General features: G+C 60.5%; 18 protein-coding genes. 4 read left to right on the forward strand and 14 right to left on the reverse strand.

The window, feature by feature from the left end:
- Positions 1–90: 90 nt before the first annotated feature.
- The 10 genes from ACFDAU_RS03500 to glyA all read right to left on the reverse strand — a co-directional run bounded on the left by ACFDAU_RS03500 (position 91) and on the right by glyA (position 7,540).
- Positions 91–585 carry a CinA family protein gene (locus ACFDAU_RS03500; RefSeq protein WP_413438639.1) on the reverse strand — a complete coding sequence of 165 codons (495 nt, stop codon included), beginning with the start codon at positions 583–585 and terminating at the stop codon, positions 91–93.
- Complete coding sequence (locus ACFDAU_RS03505; protein ID WP_413438640.1) at positions 582–1,070, reverse strand: phosphatidylglycerophosphatase A; 489 nt, start codon at positions 1,068–1,070, stop codon at positions 582–584. Before ACFDAU_RS03505 ends, ACFDAU_RS03500 begins: the two co-directional genes overlap by 4 nt.
- On the reverse strand, positions 1,051–2,010 hold the full coding sequence (gene thiL / locus ACFDAU_RS03510) for a thiamine-phosphate kinase (RefSeq protein WP_413438641.1): 960 nt from the start codon (positions 2,008–2,010) through the stop codon (positions 1,051–1,053). The genes ACFDAU_RS03505 and thiL overlap by 20 nt, the downstream gene beginning before the upstream one ends.
- A 15-nt stretch (positions 2,011–2,025) precedes the next feature.
- Positions 2,026–2,463: a transcription antitermination factor NusB gene (nusB, locus tag ACFDAU_RS03515; RefSeq protein WP_413438642.1), complete on the reverse strand. Its 438-nt coding sequence runs from the start codon at positions 2,461–2,463 to the stop codon at positions 2,026–2,028.
- Positions 2,460–2,927, reverse strand: coding sequence for a 6,7-dimethyl-8-ribityllumazine synthase (gene ribH / locus ACFDAU_RS03520; RefSeq protein ID WP_413438643.1), 468 nt, complete (start codon positions 2,925–2,927; stop codon positions 2,460–2,462). Before ribH ends, nusB begins: the two co-directional genes overlap by 4 nt.
- 62 nt (positions 2,928–2,989) lie before the next feature.
- Positions 2,990–4,081: a bifunctional 3,4-dihydroxy-2-butanone-4-phosphate synthase/GTP cyclohydrolase II gene (ribBA, locus tag ACFDAU_RS03525; RefSeq protein WP_413438644.1), complete on the reverse strand. Its 1,092-nt coding sequence runs from the start codon at positions 4,079–4,081 to the stop codon at positions 2,990–2,992.
- A complete protein-coding gene (locus tag ACFDAU_RS03530) occupies positions 4,078–4,674 on the reverse strand; it encodes a riboflavin synthase (protein WP_413438645.1) in 597 nt (198 codons plus the stop codon). The genes ribBA and ACFDAU_RS03530 overlap by 4 nt, the downstream gene beginning before the upstream one ends.
- Before the next feature lies 1 nt (position 4,675).
- Positions 4,676–5,746: a bifunctional diaminohydroxyphosphoribosylaminopyrimidine deaminase/5-amino-6-(5-phosphoribosylamino)uracil reductase RibD gene (gene ribD / locus ACFDAU_RS03535; RefSeq protein ID WP_413438646.1), complete on the reverse strand. Its 1,071-nt coding sequence runs from the start codon at positions 5,744–5,746 to the stop codon at positions 4,676–4,678.
- A 30-nt stretch (positions 5,747–5,776) separates the two neighbouring features.
- Entirely contained in the window at positions 5,777–6,226 is a 450-nt protein-coding gene (gene nrdR, locus ACFDAU_RS03540) for a transcriptional regulator NrdR (RefSeq protein WP_413438647.1), read from the reverse strand.
- A 69-nt stretch (positions 6,227–6,295) separates the two neighbouring features.
- Positions 6,296–7,540 (reverse strand): serine hydroxymethyltransferase, encoded by a 1,245-nt coding sequence (glyA, locus tag ACFDAU_RS03545; RefSeq protein WP_413438648.1) that lies wholly within the window; start codon positions 7,538–7,540, stop codon positions 6,296–6,298.
- A gap of 212 nt (positions 7,541–7,752) precedes the next feature.
- Here glyA and ACFDAU_RS03550 point away from each other — a divergent pair, with 212 nt between their 5' ends.
- The gene (locus ACFDAU_RS03550; RefSeq protein WP_413438649.1) at positions 7,753–8,010 is read left to right on the forward strand and encodes a hypothetical protein; all 258 of its coding nucleotides are present in this window, start codon (positions 7,753–7,755) and stop codon (positions 8,008–8,010) included.
- A 66-nt stretch (positions 8,011–8,076) separates the two neighbouring features.
- Here ACFDAU_RS03550 and ACFDAU_RS03555 read toward each other — a convergent pair whose 3' ends face one another.
- Complete coding sequence (locus ACFDAU_RS03555; protein ID WP_413438650.1) at positions 8,077–8,877, reverse strand: potassium channel family protein; 801 nt, start codon at positions 8,875–8,877, stop codon at positions 8,077–8,079.
- Between the two features lie 117 nt (positions 8,878–8,994).
- On the opposite strand from ACFDAU_RS03555, the gene msrA reads away from it, so the two are divergent.
- Positions 8,995–9,567 carry a peptide-methionine (S)-S-oxide reductase MsrA gene (gene msrA / locus ACFDAU_RS03560; RefSeq protein ID WP_413438651.1) on the forward strand — a complete coding sequence of 191 codons (573 nt, stop codon included), beginning with the start codon at positions 8,995–8,997 and terminating at the stop codon, positions 9,565–9,567.
- Position 9,568: 1 nt separating this feature from the next.
- Positions 9,569–9,721, forward strand: a complete 153-nt coding sequence (locus ACFDAU_RS03565; RefSeq protein WP_413438652.1) for a hypothetical protein — start codon at positions 9,569–9,571, stop codon at positions 9,719–9,721.
- 48 nt (positions 9,722–9,769) lie between these two features.
- Here the strand turns inward: ACFDAU_RS03565 and recQ are convergent, their stop codons facing one another.
- Genes recQ through hslO form a run of 3 tightly spaced genes read right to left on the reverse strand, consistent with a single transcriptional unit; the run spans position 9,770 to position 13,538 of the window.
- Positions 9,770–11,569: a DNA helicase RecQ gene (recQ, locus tag ACFDAU_RS03570; RefSeq protein WP_413438653.1), complete on the reverse strand. Its 1,800-nt coding sequence runs from the start codon at positions 11,567–11,569 to the stop codon at positions 9,770–9,772.
- Positions 11,557–12,648: a magnesium/cobalt transporter CorA gene (gene corA, locus ACFDAU_RS03575; RefSeq protein ID WP_413438654.1), complete on the reverse strand. Its 1,092-nt coding sequence runs from the start codon at positions 12,646–12,648 to the stop codon at positions 11,557–11,559. Before corA ends, recQ begins: the two co-directional genes overlap by 13 nt.
- 11 nt (positions 12,649–12,659) lie before the next feature.
- Positions 12,660–13,538 (reverse strand): Hsp33 family molecular chaperone HslO, encoded by an 879-nt coding sequence (gene hslO / locus ACFDAU_RS03580; protein ID WP_413438655.1) that lies wholly within the window; start codon positions 13,536–13,538, stop codon positions 12,660–12,662.
- Positions 13,539–13,800: 262 nt separating this feature from the next.
- Between hslO and ACFDAU_RS03585 the strand changes: the two genes are divergently transcribed.
- On the forward strand, positions 13,801–16,116 hold the full coding sequence (locus ACFDAU_RS03585) for a Tex family protein (RefSeq protein WP_413439495.1): 2,316 nt from the start codon (positions 13,801–13,803) through the stop codon (positions 16,114–16,116).
- Positions 16,117–16,119: the final 3 nt, after the last annotated feature.

Below are 16,119 nucleotides of genomic sequence, written 5' to 3' on the forward strand. Positions count from 1 at the left end.
AATCAAATCGAACCACCAACCCTTAGTACGCACTGGTTTGGTCCGGCTTTCTCTGTGTACTCTGCGTCCTCCGTGGCAAATGGTTTTTGTCTAGTCCAGCAACTCGATCACGCCGCGCAACGCGGCAGCCACGGCACGCGCGCGAATTTCTTCGCGGTCGCCGGAAAGCTTGCAGGTCGTGGTGAGGCGGGTACCGTCCTGCATTGCCCAGGCGATGCACACGGTGCCGACCGGTTTTTTCGGGGTGCCGCCGCCCGGCCCGGCGATGCCGGAGATGGCCACAGCAATGTGCGCGCGGCTGTGGGTGAGCGCACCCTGCGCCATTTCCAGCACGGTGGGTTCGGATACTGCGCCAAATGTCTCCAGCGTGGCGTTTTGCACCCCCAGCATGTCGTGCTTGGCGGCGTTGGTGTAGGTGATGAAGCCGCGCTCATACCATGCCGAGCTGCCCGGCACAGCAGTGACCAGCATGCCGACCCAGCCGCCCGTGCAGGACTCGGCGCTGGCGAGCATGATGCCGCGCCGGCTGAGGGCCTGGCCGGTTTGTTCGGCCAGTTGATAGAGTTCTGCGTCGGTCGGTCTCATGGCAGAAATTTTTGCGCGAGGAACAGTACCAGTAAAGTGTAGCCTGCCGCCAGCAAGTCGTCGAACATGACGCCGAAGCCGTTTTTCAGGTGTGCATCGAACCAGTTGATCGGAAACGGCTTCCAGATATCGAACAGGCGGAACAGGCCAAAGGCGGCGGCGACCCATAGCGGCGTTTGCGGGGTGGCTGCGAGCACGATCCAGAATGCGACGATCTCATCCCAGACGATGCCGCCATAATCCGCCACGCCCAGATCGCGCCCGGTTTTGCCGCAAATCCAGATGCCGCCGACTGCTGCGCTGGCGATGATGAGGTACAACTCGGCCGGCGTGGCAAACCAGGCGATTGCATAGTACAGCGGCAGTGCTGCCAGCGTGCCAAACGTGCCCGGCGCCTTGTGAGCGAGTCCGCTGCCCAGACCGAAAGCCAGAAAATGGGCCGGGTGGCGGGTAACGAAACGCCAGTCAGGCGGCAAAGTGGTCATAACCGGTACGGCGAATGTCCAGCGGCTGTCCTTGCGCATCGCGCACGGTCAGGCCGGGCTCGGCGAGAATGCTGCCGATGGCTGTCAGGCGCAGGCTGAGGCGAGCGGCGATTTGGTCGAGCGCCTGATGGTGTGCGGCGGGGGCGGTAAAACACAGTTCGTAGTCGTCGCCACCGCTCAGTACGCAGTCATCAAATGCCGGGTGCGCGGTGTAGTCATGCAAGATTTCACCCAAGGGCAGGTGCGCGTATTCAACCACGGCACCCACACCGGAGCGCGACAAAATATGCCCCAGATCAGCCAGCAGGCCGTCCGACACATCAATCGCGCTGCTCGCCAGTCCGCGTAATGCCAGTCCCAGATCGATACGCGGCGCAGGCGCATGCAGGCGTGCAGCCAGAGTGGCCAGATCGGCGTCGGTCAGAGTGACCCGGCCTTGTAACGCCGCCAGTGCCAGCGCGGCGTCTCCCAGCGTACCGGATACCCAGATTTCATCGCCCGGGCGGGCGCCGTCGCGGCGCAGTGCCTGGTTGGGCGGCACTTCGCCGATGATGGTGAGGGTGAGGCTCAATGCACCCTGCGTGGTGTCTCCGCCCACCAGGCTCACGCCAAATTGATCGGCACAGCCATATAGCCCGGAGGCAAATGCAGCCAGCCAGTCATCGTCAACTTCCGGCAACGTCAGGGCGAGTGTTGCCCAACGCGGCGTCGCGCCCATTGCAGCCAGATCGGAAAGATTGACGGCGAGACATTTCCAGCCAAGTTTTTGCGGATCGGCATCGGCAAAAAAATGCACATCAGCAACCAGCGTATCGGTGGATACGGCCAGTTGCATCCCCGCGCCGGGCTGCAGCAATGCGCAATCGTCGCCCACGCCCAGCACCGCATTCGGGGCGGTACGACTGAAATGGCGCTGGATCAGATCGAATTCGGAAGGCATGAAACGCACCCGGTATCAGGGCTTGCGGCGTGGCGCACTCACTTCCACGCTACGCGCCTCGGCAGCCAGTTTATCCATCACGCCGTTGACGTATTTGTGACCATCGGTGCCGCCAAATATCTTGGCGAGTTCGACTGCTTCGTTGATGACAACGCGATACGGTACTTCCAGATGATGCAACAGCTCCTGTGCGCCCAGCAGCAGAACGGCATGTTCCACCGGGCTCAGTTCCGCGGGCTTGCGGTCCAGGTAGGCAGCGAGTCGCAAGTCCAGCGCCGGGGCCTCGTCAATCACACCATTCAATAGCGCCAGGAACATCTGTTCGTCGATGTTACGGTACGCCGGATCGTCGCGCAGCTGTTTGACGATGTCTGCGGTCGGCTGATGGTTGAGCAGCCACTGATACACGCCCTGCACGGCGAATTCGCGGGCCTTGCGGCGGTTGCCGCTCATAGCTGTTTGAGCAGGTTGGCCATTTCGATCGCGCATTCGCCTGCTTCGGCGCCTTTTACCGACATGCGCGAGGTGGCCTGGTGATCGGTATCGGTGGTCAGCACGCCGTTGGCGATCGGTACGCCGGTATCGAGCTGGATGCGTGCGATACCGTTGGCCATTTCATTGGAAACCACTTCGAAATGATAAGTGTCGCCGCGCACCACGGCGCCTAACGCCACCAGCGCGTCGAATTTTCCGCTCATGGCCATTTTGCGCAGCGCCAGCGGGATTTCCAGCGCGCCAGGTACGGTGGCAAGCAGCATGTTGCCGGTTTTCACGCCATGCTTGATCAGTGCCGCGCTGCAGGCCGCCAGCAGCCCCTCGCAAATGTCCATGTTGAAGCGGCTCATGACGATGCCGATGTGCAAAGCACCGCCGTCGAGATTGGGTTCCAGTTCGGGAATATTGTCGTAGCTTGCCATGATTTATTTCTCCTGAAAATCCTGTTTGGGTTGCGTGTATTGCCTATGCAATGGGGTTGGGTTTAAGCGTTCTCGTCGTAGCCGGTCACTTCCAGGTCGAAACCCGCCAGCGACGGCATTTTGCGCTGGGTAGCCAGCAGACGCATTTTGCCCACGCCGATGTCTTTCAATATCTGCGCACCAATGCCGTAATTGCGTGCGTCCCATTTTTGCGGAAGCTTGACATCGGCTTCAGGCAGGGCGCGGGTGAGCAATTCTGCTGCGCTCTCCGGGCGGTGCAGCAGGACGACAACGCCTTTACCCACCGCAGCAATTTTTGCCAGTGCCTGATTGACGCTGTAGGCGTGGGTGCGGCTGCCGACTTCGAGTACATCTATCACCGATACCGGCTCGTGGACACGTACCAGCGTCTCGCTGGCGGCATCGATTTTGCCTTTGACCAGGGCCAGGTGTGCGGCACCGGAAATTTTTTCGCGGTAGGCGATGAGTTGGAATTCGCCGTAAACCGTCTCGATGGTGCGGCTGCCTGCACGTTCCACCAGGCTTTCATTCTGGCTGCGATAGTGGATCAGATCGACGATGGCGCCGATTTTCAGCCCGTGGACTTTGGCATATTCCAGCAAGTCCGGCAGGCGCGCCATGGTGCCGTCATCCTTGAGGATTTCGCAAATTACAGCGGCGGGTTCCAGTCCGGCCAGTCCAGCCAGATCGCAGCCCGCCTCGGTGTGGCCGGCGCGAATCAGCACGCCGCCGGGTTGCGCGCGCAACGGAAAAATATGGCCTGGCTGGATGATGTCGGTAGCCTTGGCGTGTTTGGCGACGGCGGCCAGGATGGTGAGCGCCCGGTCGGCGGCGGAAATGCCCGTCGTCACGCCGGTGGCGGCTTCGATGGAGACCGTGAACGCGGTGCTGTAAGGCGTCTGGTTGTCAGCCACCATCTGGCGCAATCCCAGTTGCTTGCAGCGTTCGTCGGTCAGCGTCAGGCAGACCAGGCCGCGTCCGTGCGTGGCCATGAAGTTGACTGCTTCAGGGGTGGCAAATTCGGCTGCCATCACCAGATCGCCCTCGTTCTCGCGGTCTTCCTCGTCCACCAGTACGACCATTTTTCCGGCTTTCAGGTCGGCGATGATGTCTTCGATAGGGCTCAGGCTCATGTTTGATCTCGATAATTAATGATGCGTTCGGCGTAGCGCGCCATCATGTCCACTTCCAGATTGACCCGGCTGGCAGGTTGGAGCGCGTGCAGATTGGTATGTTCCAGCGTATGCGGAATAAGGTTGATGCTGAAGCGGTCACCGTCTACGCGATTGACGGTGAGGCTGACGCCGTTGATGGTGACCGAGCCTTTGGTGACGATGAATTTTGCCAGTTCGGCGGGCGCGCGAATAAGCAGCTCGAAGCAGTCGCCCACCGGGTCGAAGCGCAGCACTTCGGCGACGCCGTCGACGTGGCCGGATACCAGGTGACCGCCCAGACGATCGGCCAGGCGCAGCGCCTTTTCCAGATTGACCAGGCTGTGTTCGGGAAAACCCACCGTGCAGCGGAAAGTCTCTGCCGATACGTCTACCGAGAAGCTCGCTGCATCCAGCGCTACGACGGTCAGGCACACGCCATTGCAGGCAATGGAATCACCCGGCGCCACATCGCTCAAGTCCAGATCGGCGGCGTCGATCAGCAGACGCGCATCGGCGTTTCCGGCTTGCACTGCCGCGACCTTGCCGACTGCCTGAATAATGCCTGTAAACATCCTAAGCCTCGTTAATCTCAAATTGTGCAGTGATGCGCATGTCTGTACCGACCAGCCGCATGTCGCGCAGTACCAGTTTGCGGCGTTCCTCCATCTGCGCCGGCTCGGGCAGCGCAAACAGGCCGCGCGCCGTGTCGCCCAGCAATAGCGGGGCGATATACATCACCCATTCGTCCACAAATCCCGCCGCAATCAGCGCGCCATTGAGTGTGGCGCCGGCTTCGGTCATCACTTCATTGATCCCGCGCTGCGCCAGTATGGACAACAGTGCACCCAGGTCAACCTGTCCTGCAGCACCCGGCAGGCAGCGGATTTCTGCGCCGGCGGCTTCCAGCGCGGCAATACGCCGGCCGTCCGGTTCGGCACAGGCAATCAGGGTCGGGGCGCCATTCAGTATATTCGCCGTCACCGGGGTTTGCAGACGCGAATCGACGATGACCTTGAGCGGCTGACGCGTGGTTTCAACATCGCGCACATTCAGCGCCGGGTCATCCGCCAGCACTGTGCCGATACCGGTCAGAATGGCGCATGAACGCGCGCGCAGCCGGTGCACGTCGTGGCGTGCCGGCGCGCCGGTAATCCATTTGCTGACGCCGCCGGATAACGCCGTTTTGCCATCCAGCGAGCTGGCGGTCTTGATGCGCAACCAGGGATGCCCCATGACCATGCGTTTGATAAAGCCCGCATTGAGTTCACGTGCCTGCACTTCGAGCAGACCGCAGGCGGTCGCTATCCCGGCCTTCTGCAGCAGCGCCATGCCGCTGCCCGACACCTGCGGATTGGGGTCCTGCATGGCGACTACGACGCGTGCGACGCCTGCGGCGATCAACGCCTCGGCACACGGCGGGGTGCGGCCATGATGGCTGCACGGTTCTAACGTGACATAGACCGTGGCACCGCGCGCCGCGTCGCCGGCCTCGCGCAACGCGTGGATTTCGGCATGCGGCTGCCCGGCCTGCTGGTGCCAGCCGCTGCCGACCATGGCGCCATCCCTGACAATGACGCAGCCCACGCGCGGATTCGGACTGGTGGTGTACAGGCCGCGCTCAGCAAGCTGCAGCGCGTGTGCCATGTGGATGTAATCGGTCTGCGAAAACACGGTTTATTTGTCGAAGTCTTTGAGCACGTCGCGGAAATCGTCCACATCCTGGAAGCTTTTGTATACCGAAGCAAAGCGGATGTAGGCGATCTTGTCCAGGCGTTTCAATTCGTTCATCACCATCCCGCCAATCTGGCGCGCAGGCAGTTCACGCTCGCCCAGCGACAGCACTTGTTTGACAATGCGATCAATCGCCGCATCCACATATTCGGTTGGCACCGGGCGCTTGTGCAGCGCGCGGCGAAAGCCCTCGCGCAGTTTTTCCTGGCTGAATTCCTGACGCACGCCGTTGCTTTTGACCACCTGCGGCAGGCGCAGCTCTATGGTTTCGTAGGTGGTAAAGCGCTTGTCGCAAGACGTGCAGCGGCGCCGCCGGCGAATCGAATCGCCGGCTTCGGAGAGGCGCGAATCCACGACCTGGGAGTCGAACGCGCTGCAGAACGGACATTTCATGAGGGCTGTCTAGTAACGGTCAGGCAATGGTCAGCGGCGTGCAGCCAGGTTTGGCTACCCGCCAGCAGTTCATCCATATACCGGATATTTCTTGCACAAGGCTTGCGCGGCAGAGGCCACACGCGTAATGACGGCTTCGTCAGCCGGCGCATCGAGCACGTCGGCGATCAGATGCGCAAGCTGCTCGGCTTCCAGCTCCTTGAAACCGCGTGTGGTCATCGCCGGCGTGCCGATGCGGATGCCGGAAGTGACGAAGGGTTTTTGCGGATCGTTGGGAATGGCGTTTTTGTTGACCGTGATGTGCGCCCGCCCGAGAATGGCTTCTGCCTCCTTGCCGGTGAGGTTCTTGGGTTGCAGGTCGACCAGAAACAGGTGCGAATCGGTACGGCCGGAAACAATGCGCAGGCCGCGTTCCTGCAGCACCTTCGCCATTACGCGCGCATTGTCGACCACCTGCTCCTGATACAACTTGAAGTCCTTGCCCATGGCTTCCTTGAATGCCACCGCTTTGCCGGCGATCACATGCATCAGCGGGCCGCCCTGCAAGCCCGGGAAAATGGCGGAATTGATCGCCTTTTCGTGTTCGGCTTTCATCAGGATAATGCCGCCGCGCGGACCGCGCAGCGTCTTGTGCGTGGTGGAGGTCACCACATCCGCGTGCGGCACCGGGTTGGGATACACGCCCGCCGCAATCAATCCGGCATAGTGCGCCATATCCACCATGAAAATCGCACCGATTTCCCTGGCTATTTTGGCAAAGCGCTCGAAGTCGATATGCAGGGAATAGGCCGAGGCGCCGGCGATGATGAGCTTGGGCTTGTGCTCGCGCGCAAGCGCCTCCATGCGCGGATAATCGATTTCTTCTTTTTTGTTCAGGCCGTAGGCCACCACGTTGAACCACTTGCCCGACATGTTGAGCGCCATGCCGTGGGTGAGGTGGCCGCCTTCGGCCAGGCTCATGCCCATGATGGTGTCGCCCGGCTTGAGGAAGGCCAGGAATACCGCCTGATTGGCTTGCGAGCCTGAATTCGGCTGCACGTTGGCGGCCTCTGCACCGAATAATTTCTTGATCCGGTCAATTGCCAGCTGCTCGGCGATATCCACGTATTCGCAGCCGCCGTAGTAGCGCTTGCCGGGGTAGCCTTCCGCGTATTTGTTGGTCAGCACCGAGCCCTGGGCCTCCATCACCGCCGGACTGGTGTAGTTTTCCGAGGCAATCAGCTCGATGTGGTCTTCCTGGCGGCCGCGTTCCGCCTCCATGGCTTTCCAGAGATCGGGGTCGGTTTGGGCAAGTGTGTGCTGAGGGTTAAACATCGGTAGGCATCCTGTGGACAATCGAGTCGCACATTTTATCATGCCACGGCATGGAAAATGTGTAGAAAAAACCGGCACCTATACCGGATCTCATGGAAAGCATGAGTATAATTCATGAACCGGCGAGTTGTTTCGTTGGTCCGTTCGCCTTTCCATGGAGGGAAAATGCGAGCAGAATTTTTCATGGTTAAAATTACGTACTGGAGATGATGATGAGCCGTTCCCTGTTAATTGCCGCGGTGATGGTCCTGGCCCTGACCGCCTGCAGCAAGAAAAACGAGCCGCCCACACCGACCACAGACGCTGCCAATGCTGCCGCCACGGATGCCAGGGCGGCGGCCGACAAAGCCGCGGATGCTGCGGGCCATGCGGTGGATGCAACCAGGGATGCTGCCAAAAACGCTGCAGAAGTCGTTGAAGGTGCGGCCAAAGGTGCGGTCGCTGGCGCCAAGGATGCAATGAAGAAGTGAGTAGCGCTTCGGATGCCTGGGAAAGCCGGCTGTCTAGCCGGCTTTTTTATGAGCACCTTATTTTGTTCACGGCGCCGACTTCCGCCCGGTTTCACTGGCGCGCAATTCCGCGCGCAGTGCTTCGATTTCTCCACGCAGTTCCCGGACATCATGGTGCATCTCGCGGCGCAACTGCCGTTCATCTTCACCCATGAAGAATGCAGCGATACTTGCCGTCACCAGAGAAAATATCGCATAGCCCAGCAACACCACGAACACGGCGAACACCTTGCCGGCGGCTGTCCGCGGCACGACGTCGCCATATCCCACGGTGGCGCCGGTGGTAAAAGCCAGCCACAAGCCGTCGGCGTAGCTGTGAATACCGGGTTCCAGCCAGTAAAACCCCGCGCCTGACATCATCAGCGTGGCAATACCGATAAACACAATCGGTATCACCCCTTTCAGGGTAAACAGGCCGCGCAGATATCCCATCAGGCGCAGCAGCACCAACGCGGCAAGCGTCATGCGCAGCACCCACTCCACACCCGACCAGGCGCCCAGCGAACCGGCAACCTGACTCAGCGCGACCCCCAGCATCACCAGCACATCCACCCAGTTGCGGCGCAGATAGACCGTGCGTGCATGGCTGAGTGCGAGCATCATGATCAGGTGCGCCGCATAGGCGAGCGCGACGATGCCGTACAAAGCCCGCCCGGCATTGCCGATTGCCGGCGTGGGCGCGGCAAGTTCCAGATAAAAGGCCGGGATGGTGAGCAGGGTGATGAAGAACATCGGCCAGTGCAGCCGCGCTTTCCAGCTTAGCGTGCGTGGATTGTCGTGTGGTGACGGCCCTGCCATACCGAACAGGAAAATGGGTTCATTGAGCATGGATCAGCATATCTTTATCATCAGTGTCTGGAAGTACATTATTCATGCTTTCATTTTCTGCTTGGGAAGTTTAAATTCGTACTCTTTGTATTCTGCACCACCAAAAAAGGAAGCGCCATGACGTCCAATCCATCTGCTGCGCCTGCTTTGTCCGCCATCACGCTTGCTGGCGGCTGTTTCTGGTGTCTTGAGGCGGTATATGAGCGCCTGCAGGGGGTGCACAAGGTGACTTCCGGTTATATGGGCGGTCATCTCGATAATCCCAGCTATGAGGATATTTGCACAGGAAGAACAGGCCACGCGGAGGTGGTGCAGATTGCATTCGACCCGGCGCAATTGAAGCTGGAAACGCTGCTGGAAGTATTTTTTACCATACACGATCCGACCACGTTGAATCGTCAGGGTAATGACCGCGGCACGCAGTATCGTTCGGCGATTTTTTACCACACACCCGAGCAACAGGCTGCAGCAGAAAAAATGGTGGCGGATTTGACGGCGCGGCAGACCTGGGAAAATCCGATTGTCACTGAAATCAGTCCGGTCACGACCTTTTATCCAGCCGAGGCGTACCACCAGGAATATTTCCGTAATCACACGCAGCAGCCCTATTGCCAGTTTGTGGTAGCGCCGAAACTGGAAAAATTCCTGCAGGTTTTTCCGGACAAAAGCCGTACGCTTGAGCCCGAATAAAATGGCTAACAAAACCCTGAATACCCGCCAGAAAATGGTGTTCCAGCTGCCGCAGCAGAAGCCTGTGCAGAAGGCAAGGCCATGTGCAGAAGGCAAGGCAAAAGGCAAAAATCAAAAGGCAAAAATGGGAAATCAGTATCCGGGGAAATCGTGAATTTTCACTTTTTGATTGTTGATTTTTGCCTTTTGCCTTTATCCCGCCTTACCCAGCCGCATTCACCACTTCCAGTATGCTCGCGCCATAAGCCTCCAGCTTGCGCGCACCGACGCCGGAAACGCTGCCCAGTTGGTCCAGCGTGGCCGGGCGAAGTTGTGCAATCTGCGCCAAAGTGGCGTCGTGAAAAATGACATAGGCCGGGACGTTGTGCTCGCGTGCGGCGGCCTGGCGCCACACCCGCAGTTTTTCGAACAGCGCGTCGTCCACCGGGTTTTCCGGCGCGGCGATGGGGCGGCGCGATTTGCGTGCGGTTTTGCCGGCGATTTCCTGGCGCATCCACACCTGCTGCTGGCCTTTCAGCACTGCGCGGCTTTTGTCGGTCAGGGTAAGTGCGCCGAAGGCGTCGTGATCCACGCCCATCAAGCCTTGCGCGACGAGCTGGCGAAACACTGCGCGCCAGCCTTTTTGGTCCATTTCAGCACCCACGCCGAATACCGTGAGTTTGTCGTGCCCCCATTGTTGCACCTTGTCGGTGGCGTGGCCGCATAGCACATCGATCAGGTGCACCGCACCGAAGCGGCTGCCGGTGCGGTATACGGCGGACAATGCCTTTTGCGCGGCGACGGTGCCATCCCAGGTGGCCGGCGGGCTGATGCACACATCGCAGTTGCCGCATGCTTCGGCATCCTCGCCAAAATAGTTGAGCAGGCGTACGCGGCGGCAGGTGGTGGCCTCGCACATGGCCAGCAAGGCGTCGAGCTTGGCCAGGCCGACGCGCTTGAACTGCGGGTCGGCGTCGCCGGACTCGATCATGCGCCGCTGCTGTACCACATCGGTGAGGCCGTAGGTCATCCACGCGTCGGCGGGTTGCCCGTCACGCCCGGCGCGGCCGGTTTCCTGGTAATAACCTTCGATGCTTTTGGGCAGGTCGAGATGCGCCACGAAACGCACGTCGGGCTTGTCGATGCCCATGCCGAACGCAATGGTTGCGGCCATGACGATGCCGTCTTCACGCAGAAAGGCATCCTGATTGCGCTGGCGGGTCTGCACGTCCATGCCGGCGTGGTAGGGCAGGGAGCGGATCCCCTGTTTTTCCAGCCAGGCTGCGGTTTCTTCCACCTTCTTGCGCGACAGGCAATACACGATACCTGCGTCGCCGCGATGCTCGGCCTGGATAAAGTCGAGCAGCTGCTTGCGCGGGTCGGCTTTCTCCACGATCTGGTAGCGGATGTTGGGGCGGTCGAAGCTGGAGACGAACTGGCGCGCGTCTTCCAGTTGCAGGCGGGTGACAATCTCGGCGCGGGTTTGCGCGTCGGCGGTGGCGGTGAGCGCGATGCGCGGCACCTCGGGAAAACGCTCGTGCAGCAGCGACAGCTGGATGTATTCCGGGCGGAAATCATGGCCCCATTGCGATACGCAATGCGCCTCGTCAATTGCGAACAGCGCGAGTTTTGCACGTCCGAGCAAATCCAGAAAACGCGGCGTGACCAGCCGTTCCGGCGCGACATAGAGCAGATCCCACTCACCGCGCAGGAAGCTTTGCTCCACTGCAGCGGCCTCCTGCGCCGACAGTGCGGAATTCAGGTAGGCGGCGCGTACGCCGGCTTCGCGCAGCGCCGCCACCTGGTCGTGCATCAGCGCAATCAGCGGCGACACCACCACGCCGGTGCCTTCGCGCAGCAGCGCGGGAATCTGGTAGCACAGCGATTTGCCGCCGCCGGTGGGCATCAGCACCAGTGCGTCGCCGCCGTTCGCCACCTGTTCGACCACTTCGGCCTGGCGTCCGCGAAACGCCGGGTAGCCGAATACCGTGTGAAGCAGGGAAAGCGCGTTCAGCGCAGCCAATTGCGCCGCCAGAATATGGCCACCATCACCAGCGCGATGCTGCCCATCAGACCCATCGCCAGCGCAAAGCCATGCGGCAGATCCAGCCACGGCATATGCTTGAAGTTCATGCCGAAAATCCCCGCCACCAGCGCAGCCGGCATGAACAGCGTAGTGATGACCGTCAATGCACGCAGCTCGACGTTGAAGCGGTTGCTCAGGCTGGACAGGTAAACATCCAGCATTCCCGCCTGCAGGTCGCGCAATGCTTCGATGGATTCGACGATGTGCACGGTATGGTCGTAGACATCGCGCAAATACAGGCCGGTACCGGGCTGGAAAAATCCTTCCTCGTTGCGGATCAGCGTATTCAGCACTTCGCGCAGCGGCCACACCGCGCGGCGCAGGTTATGCGTAGCGCGGCGCAGTTTGTGCAGGGTTTGCAGCGATTCCTGGGTCGGTTTTTCCAGCAGCGCGTCTTCCAGTTCTTCGGTGCGTTCGCTCAACTGTTCCAGCACGATGAAATACTGGTCCACAATTGCATCGAGCAGGGCGTAAGCCAGATAGTCAGCGCCCAGCTTGCGTATCTGTCCGCGTTCGCTGCGCAGGCGTTCACGCACCGGCTCGAAGGTACCGCTGGAACGTTCCTGAAAACTCAGCACTGCGTTGCGCATCAATACTAGGCTTACCTGATCCGAACTCACATTCAGGCTGTCGGCGTCATAGCTTATATAGCGCGCCACCACATACAGATACTCGCCGTAGGATTCGGCCTTGGGGCGCTGGTCGGTGTTGAGAATGTCTTCCAGCACCAGCGGATGCAGCCCGTAACGCGTGCCGATTTCGCGCAGCAGCGCGGTGTCGTGCAAGCCATGCAGATTAAGCCAATGCGTGGCGTGCCGGGATGAATGGGCCTGCCAGGCTGCCGTATCGGCAAACTTCACTTCCGCCAGTCCGCCGTCGTCGTATTCGATCAGCGACAGCGTCGGCGCTGCCATTTTCACTTCACCCAGATGCACCAGCGAACCGGGCGGCAGGCCGGCTTTTTTGGCGCGCTGCTTGCGCGGGCGGTGATGGGAGTCGCGACGGGGTTTGAGCATGACTGTTGACCTCAATGTTTGATTTGCGGCGCCGGCACCGGCGGCACCGCCACAAACAACTGTGCAGCGTCCACCGGATCAAACCGGTATTGGCGGTTGCAGAATTCGCAGCGTACTTCAATCTCGCCGCGCTCGGCCAATGCTGCCTCCACTTCTTCTCGGCCCAGCATTTTCAGCATCCCGCCCACCCGTTCGCGCGAGCAGGTGCAGCGAAAGCTGACCAGTTCGGCTTCGAACACGCGTACATCTTCTTCATGAAACAGGCGCTGCAGGATGACATCGGCCGGAAGGCCCAGCAACTCTTCCGGCTTGAGCGTGGAGGCCAGATGCACGGCGCGATTCCAGGCATCCGCATCGGTGGTTTCCACCCCCGGCAGGCGCTGGATCAACATGCCGGCGGCGCGCTGGTTATTGGCGGCCAGGTGGATTTGCGTGTCGAGCTGTTCGGAACTTTGCATATAGTGCATCAGTGCCTCGGCCACGCTCGCGCCGGTCAGTGGCACGATGCCCTGATAATTCTGTTTGCCGCTGGCGGATTGGTCGAGCGTGATGACGAAGCGGCCTTCACCCAGCACAACATCGAAACCGCCTGCCGGCACTTCGCCTTCCCATTTGGCCGTAGCGCGCAAGGTACGGTCGGAAGTGGCTTCCACCACCACCAGCTTGACCGCGCCGCTGCCATGCATTTGCAGAATCATGCTGCCGTCGAATTTTAGGATTGCGCTCAGCAGTGCGGCAGCGGCCATCAGTTCGCCCAGCAGGGTTTGCAGCGGCAGCGGGTAAGCTGCGTGCTTCAGCACTTCCTGCCAGGTGGCGTCAAGGCTGACCAGCTCGCCGCGCACCGGGGCGGATTCAAACAGGAAACGGGTGAGGGTATCGGTAGTGGGCATGGCTATTGTCTTGAAAAGCGTTTTGCCACAGAGGGCACGAGGAGAATAAGAAGGCAAAAGGTAAAAATGAAAAGTCAAAAGGCAAAATTTAAGATGCTTCTCCGGGCTTGATTTTTGCCTTTCCATTTTTGCCTTTCCATTTTTGCCTTTTGCATTTTGCCTTTAATTGGGCCCTCTGTGGCTAAACAGGTTTCGTGATTATACCTTGCCAGCCTGACGTGCTTTCTGCATAGTTACAGGCTTTCATTTGCCATTGCCCGACATGCTGCCTTCCATCGAACACCGTATCGCCGCCGAACTCAATGCCCGTCCCAACCAGGTTGCTGCCGCTATCGCCCTGCTCGATGAAGGCGCCACAGTGCCGTTTATTTCACGCTATCGCAAGGAAGCCACCGGTGGCCTGGATGACACCCAGATGCGCAATCTGGAGCAACGCCTGGGCTATCTGCGCGAGCTGGAAGAGCGGCGCGGCAGCATCCTTGCCGGCATCACCGAGCAGGGCAAGCTGACGCCGGAACTGCAAAACCAAATTTCCCACGCCGATACCAAGCAATTGCTGGAAGACCTTTACCTGCCCTACAAGCAGAAGCGCCGTACCAAAGCGCAGATTGCCAAAGAATCGGGGCTGGAGCCGCTCGCCGAGTGTCTGTTGAACGATCCCGCGCGGGTGCCGGAAACGGAAGCCGCTCGCTATGTGGATGCCGATAAGGGCGTCGCCGACACCAAGGCCGCCTTGGAAGGTGCGCGCCACATCCTGATGGAACGCTTTGCCGAAGATGCCGTGCTTCTGGGCCAACTGCGCGCGCATCTCGAAGAAAACGGCATATTGGTATCCAGCGTGGCGGAAGGCAAAGAGGAAGCAGGCGCGAAGTTCCGCGATTACTTCGATTATCGCGAACCACTGAAAGCGGTGCCGCCGCATCGCGCGCTGGCGTTGTTCCGCGGACGCAACGAGGACATGCTGCGAGTGGCGCTGAAATTACCTGAAGACCTGGATGAGGCCGCCACCTCCAATCCGTGCGAAGGCATGATCGCCAGGCGTTTTGGCATCGCCAGCCAGGGACGCGGCGCCGACAAATGGCTGGCCGATACGGTGCGCTGGACCTGGCGCGTGAAGCTCTCGCTGCATCTTGAACTGGATTTGCTGGGCAGCTTGCGCGAGCGCGCCGAGGAAGAAGCCATCCGTGTGTTCGCACGCAACCTGCACGACCTGTTGCTGGCTGCACCGGCCGGTCCGCGCGCCACCATCGGCCTCGATCCCGGCTTGCGTACCGGCGTCAAGGTAGCGGTGGTGGACGCGACCGGCAAGCTACTCGACACCACCACCATTTATCCGCATGCGCCGCGCAACGACTGGGACGGCGCGTTGCATACGCTGGCGCTGCTGGCACACAAGCACGGCGCGCAATTAATCAGTATCGGCAACGGCACCGCTTCGCGCGAGACCGCCAAGCTGGCTGTCGAACTGATCGGCAAGCATCCCGAACTCAAGCTCAGCAAAATCGTGGTATCGGAAGCGGGCGCCTCGGTATATTCCGCATCGGAATTCGCCGCGCGCGAATTTCCGCAACTCGACGTCAGCCTGCGCGGCGCAGTGTCCATCGCGCGGCGTCTGCAGGACCCGTTGGCGGAGCTGGTGAAAATCGATCCGAAATCCATTGGCGTCGGCCAGTACCAGCACGATGTCAGCCAGTTCAAACTCGCCAAAAGCCTGGATGCCGTGGTGGAAGACTGCGTGAATGCCGTGGGCGTGGATGTGAACATGGCCTCGGTGCCGTTGCTGGCGCGCATTTCCGGGCTATCCGCCGCGCTCGCCGAAAACATCGTGGCCTACCGCGACGCACACGGTGCATTCTCCAGCCGCGAAGCGTTAAAGCAGGTGCCGCGCCTGGGTGCGAAAACCTTCGAGCAGGCGGCGGGATTCCTGCGCGTGCGCGGCGACAATCCGCTCGATGCCAGCGCCGTCCACCCGGAAGCCTACCCGCTGGCGCAGCGCATCCTCACCGACCTGCTGGCGCGTCTGGATGGCAAGCCCGACAGCCACGCACTGATTGGTCAGAACGGCGTATTCAACGCCGTGGATGCAAAGCAATACACCGACGAGCGCTTCGGTCTGCCCACGGTGCAGGACATCCTGCGCGAACTGGAAAAACCCGGCCGCGATCCGCGCCCGGCGTTCAAAGCCGCCATCTTCAAAGAAGGCGTCGAAGACCTCAAGGATTTACAACCCGGCATGGTGCTTGAAGGCGTGGTCACCAATGTGACCAACTTCGGCGCATTCGTCGACGTGGGCGTCCATCAGGACGGCCTGGTGCATATCTCCGCGCTGGCCGACAAGTTTGTCAAAGACCCGCACAGCGTGGTCAAGGCCGGCGATGTGGTGAAGGTGAAGGTGGTTGAAGTGGATGTGCAGCGCAAGCGCGTGGCATTGACCATGCGGCTCGGAGATGCCGCACCTGCTGCCCGGGAAAAGGCCGGGCACCAGGCCACGCCGAAACAGGCGCGTCAGGCTGCCGTACCCGCACCGGCAGGCGGTGCCATGGCGGATGCCTTGGCGCGCGCGCTGCGCAACAAATAGCCC

The sequence above is a fragment of the Sulfuriferula sp. GW1 genome (assembly GCF_047300855.1).
GTDB lineage: Bacteria > Pseudomonadota > Gammaproteobacteria > Burkholderiales > Sulfuriferulaceae > Sulfuriferula.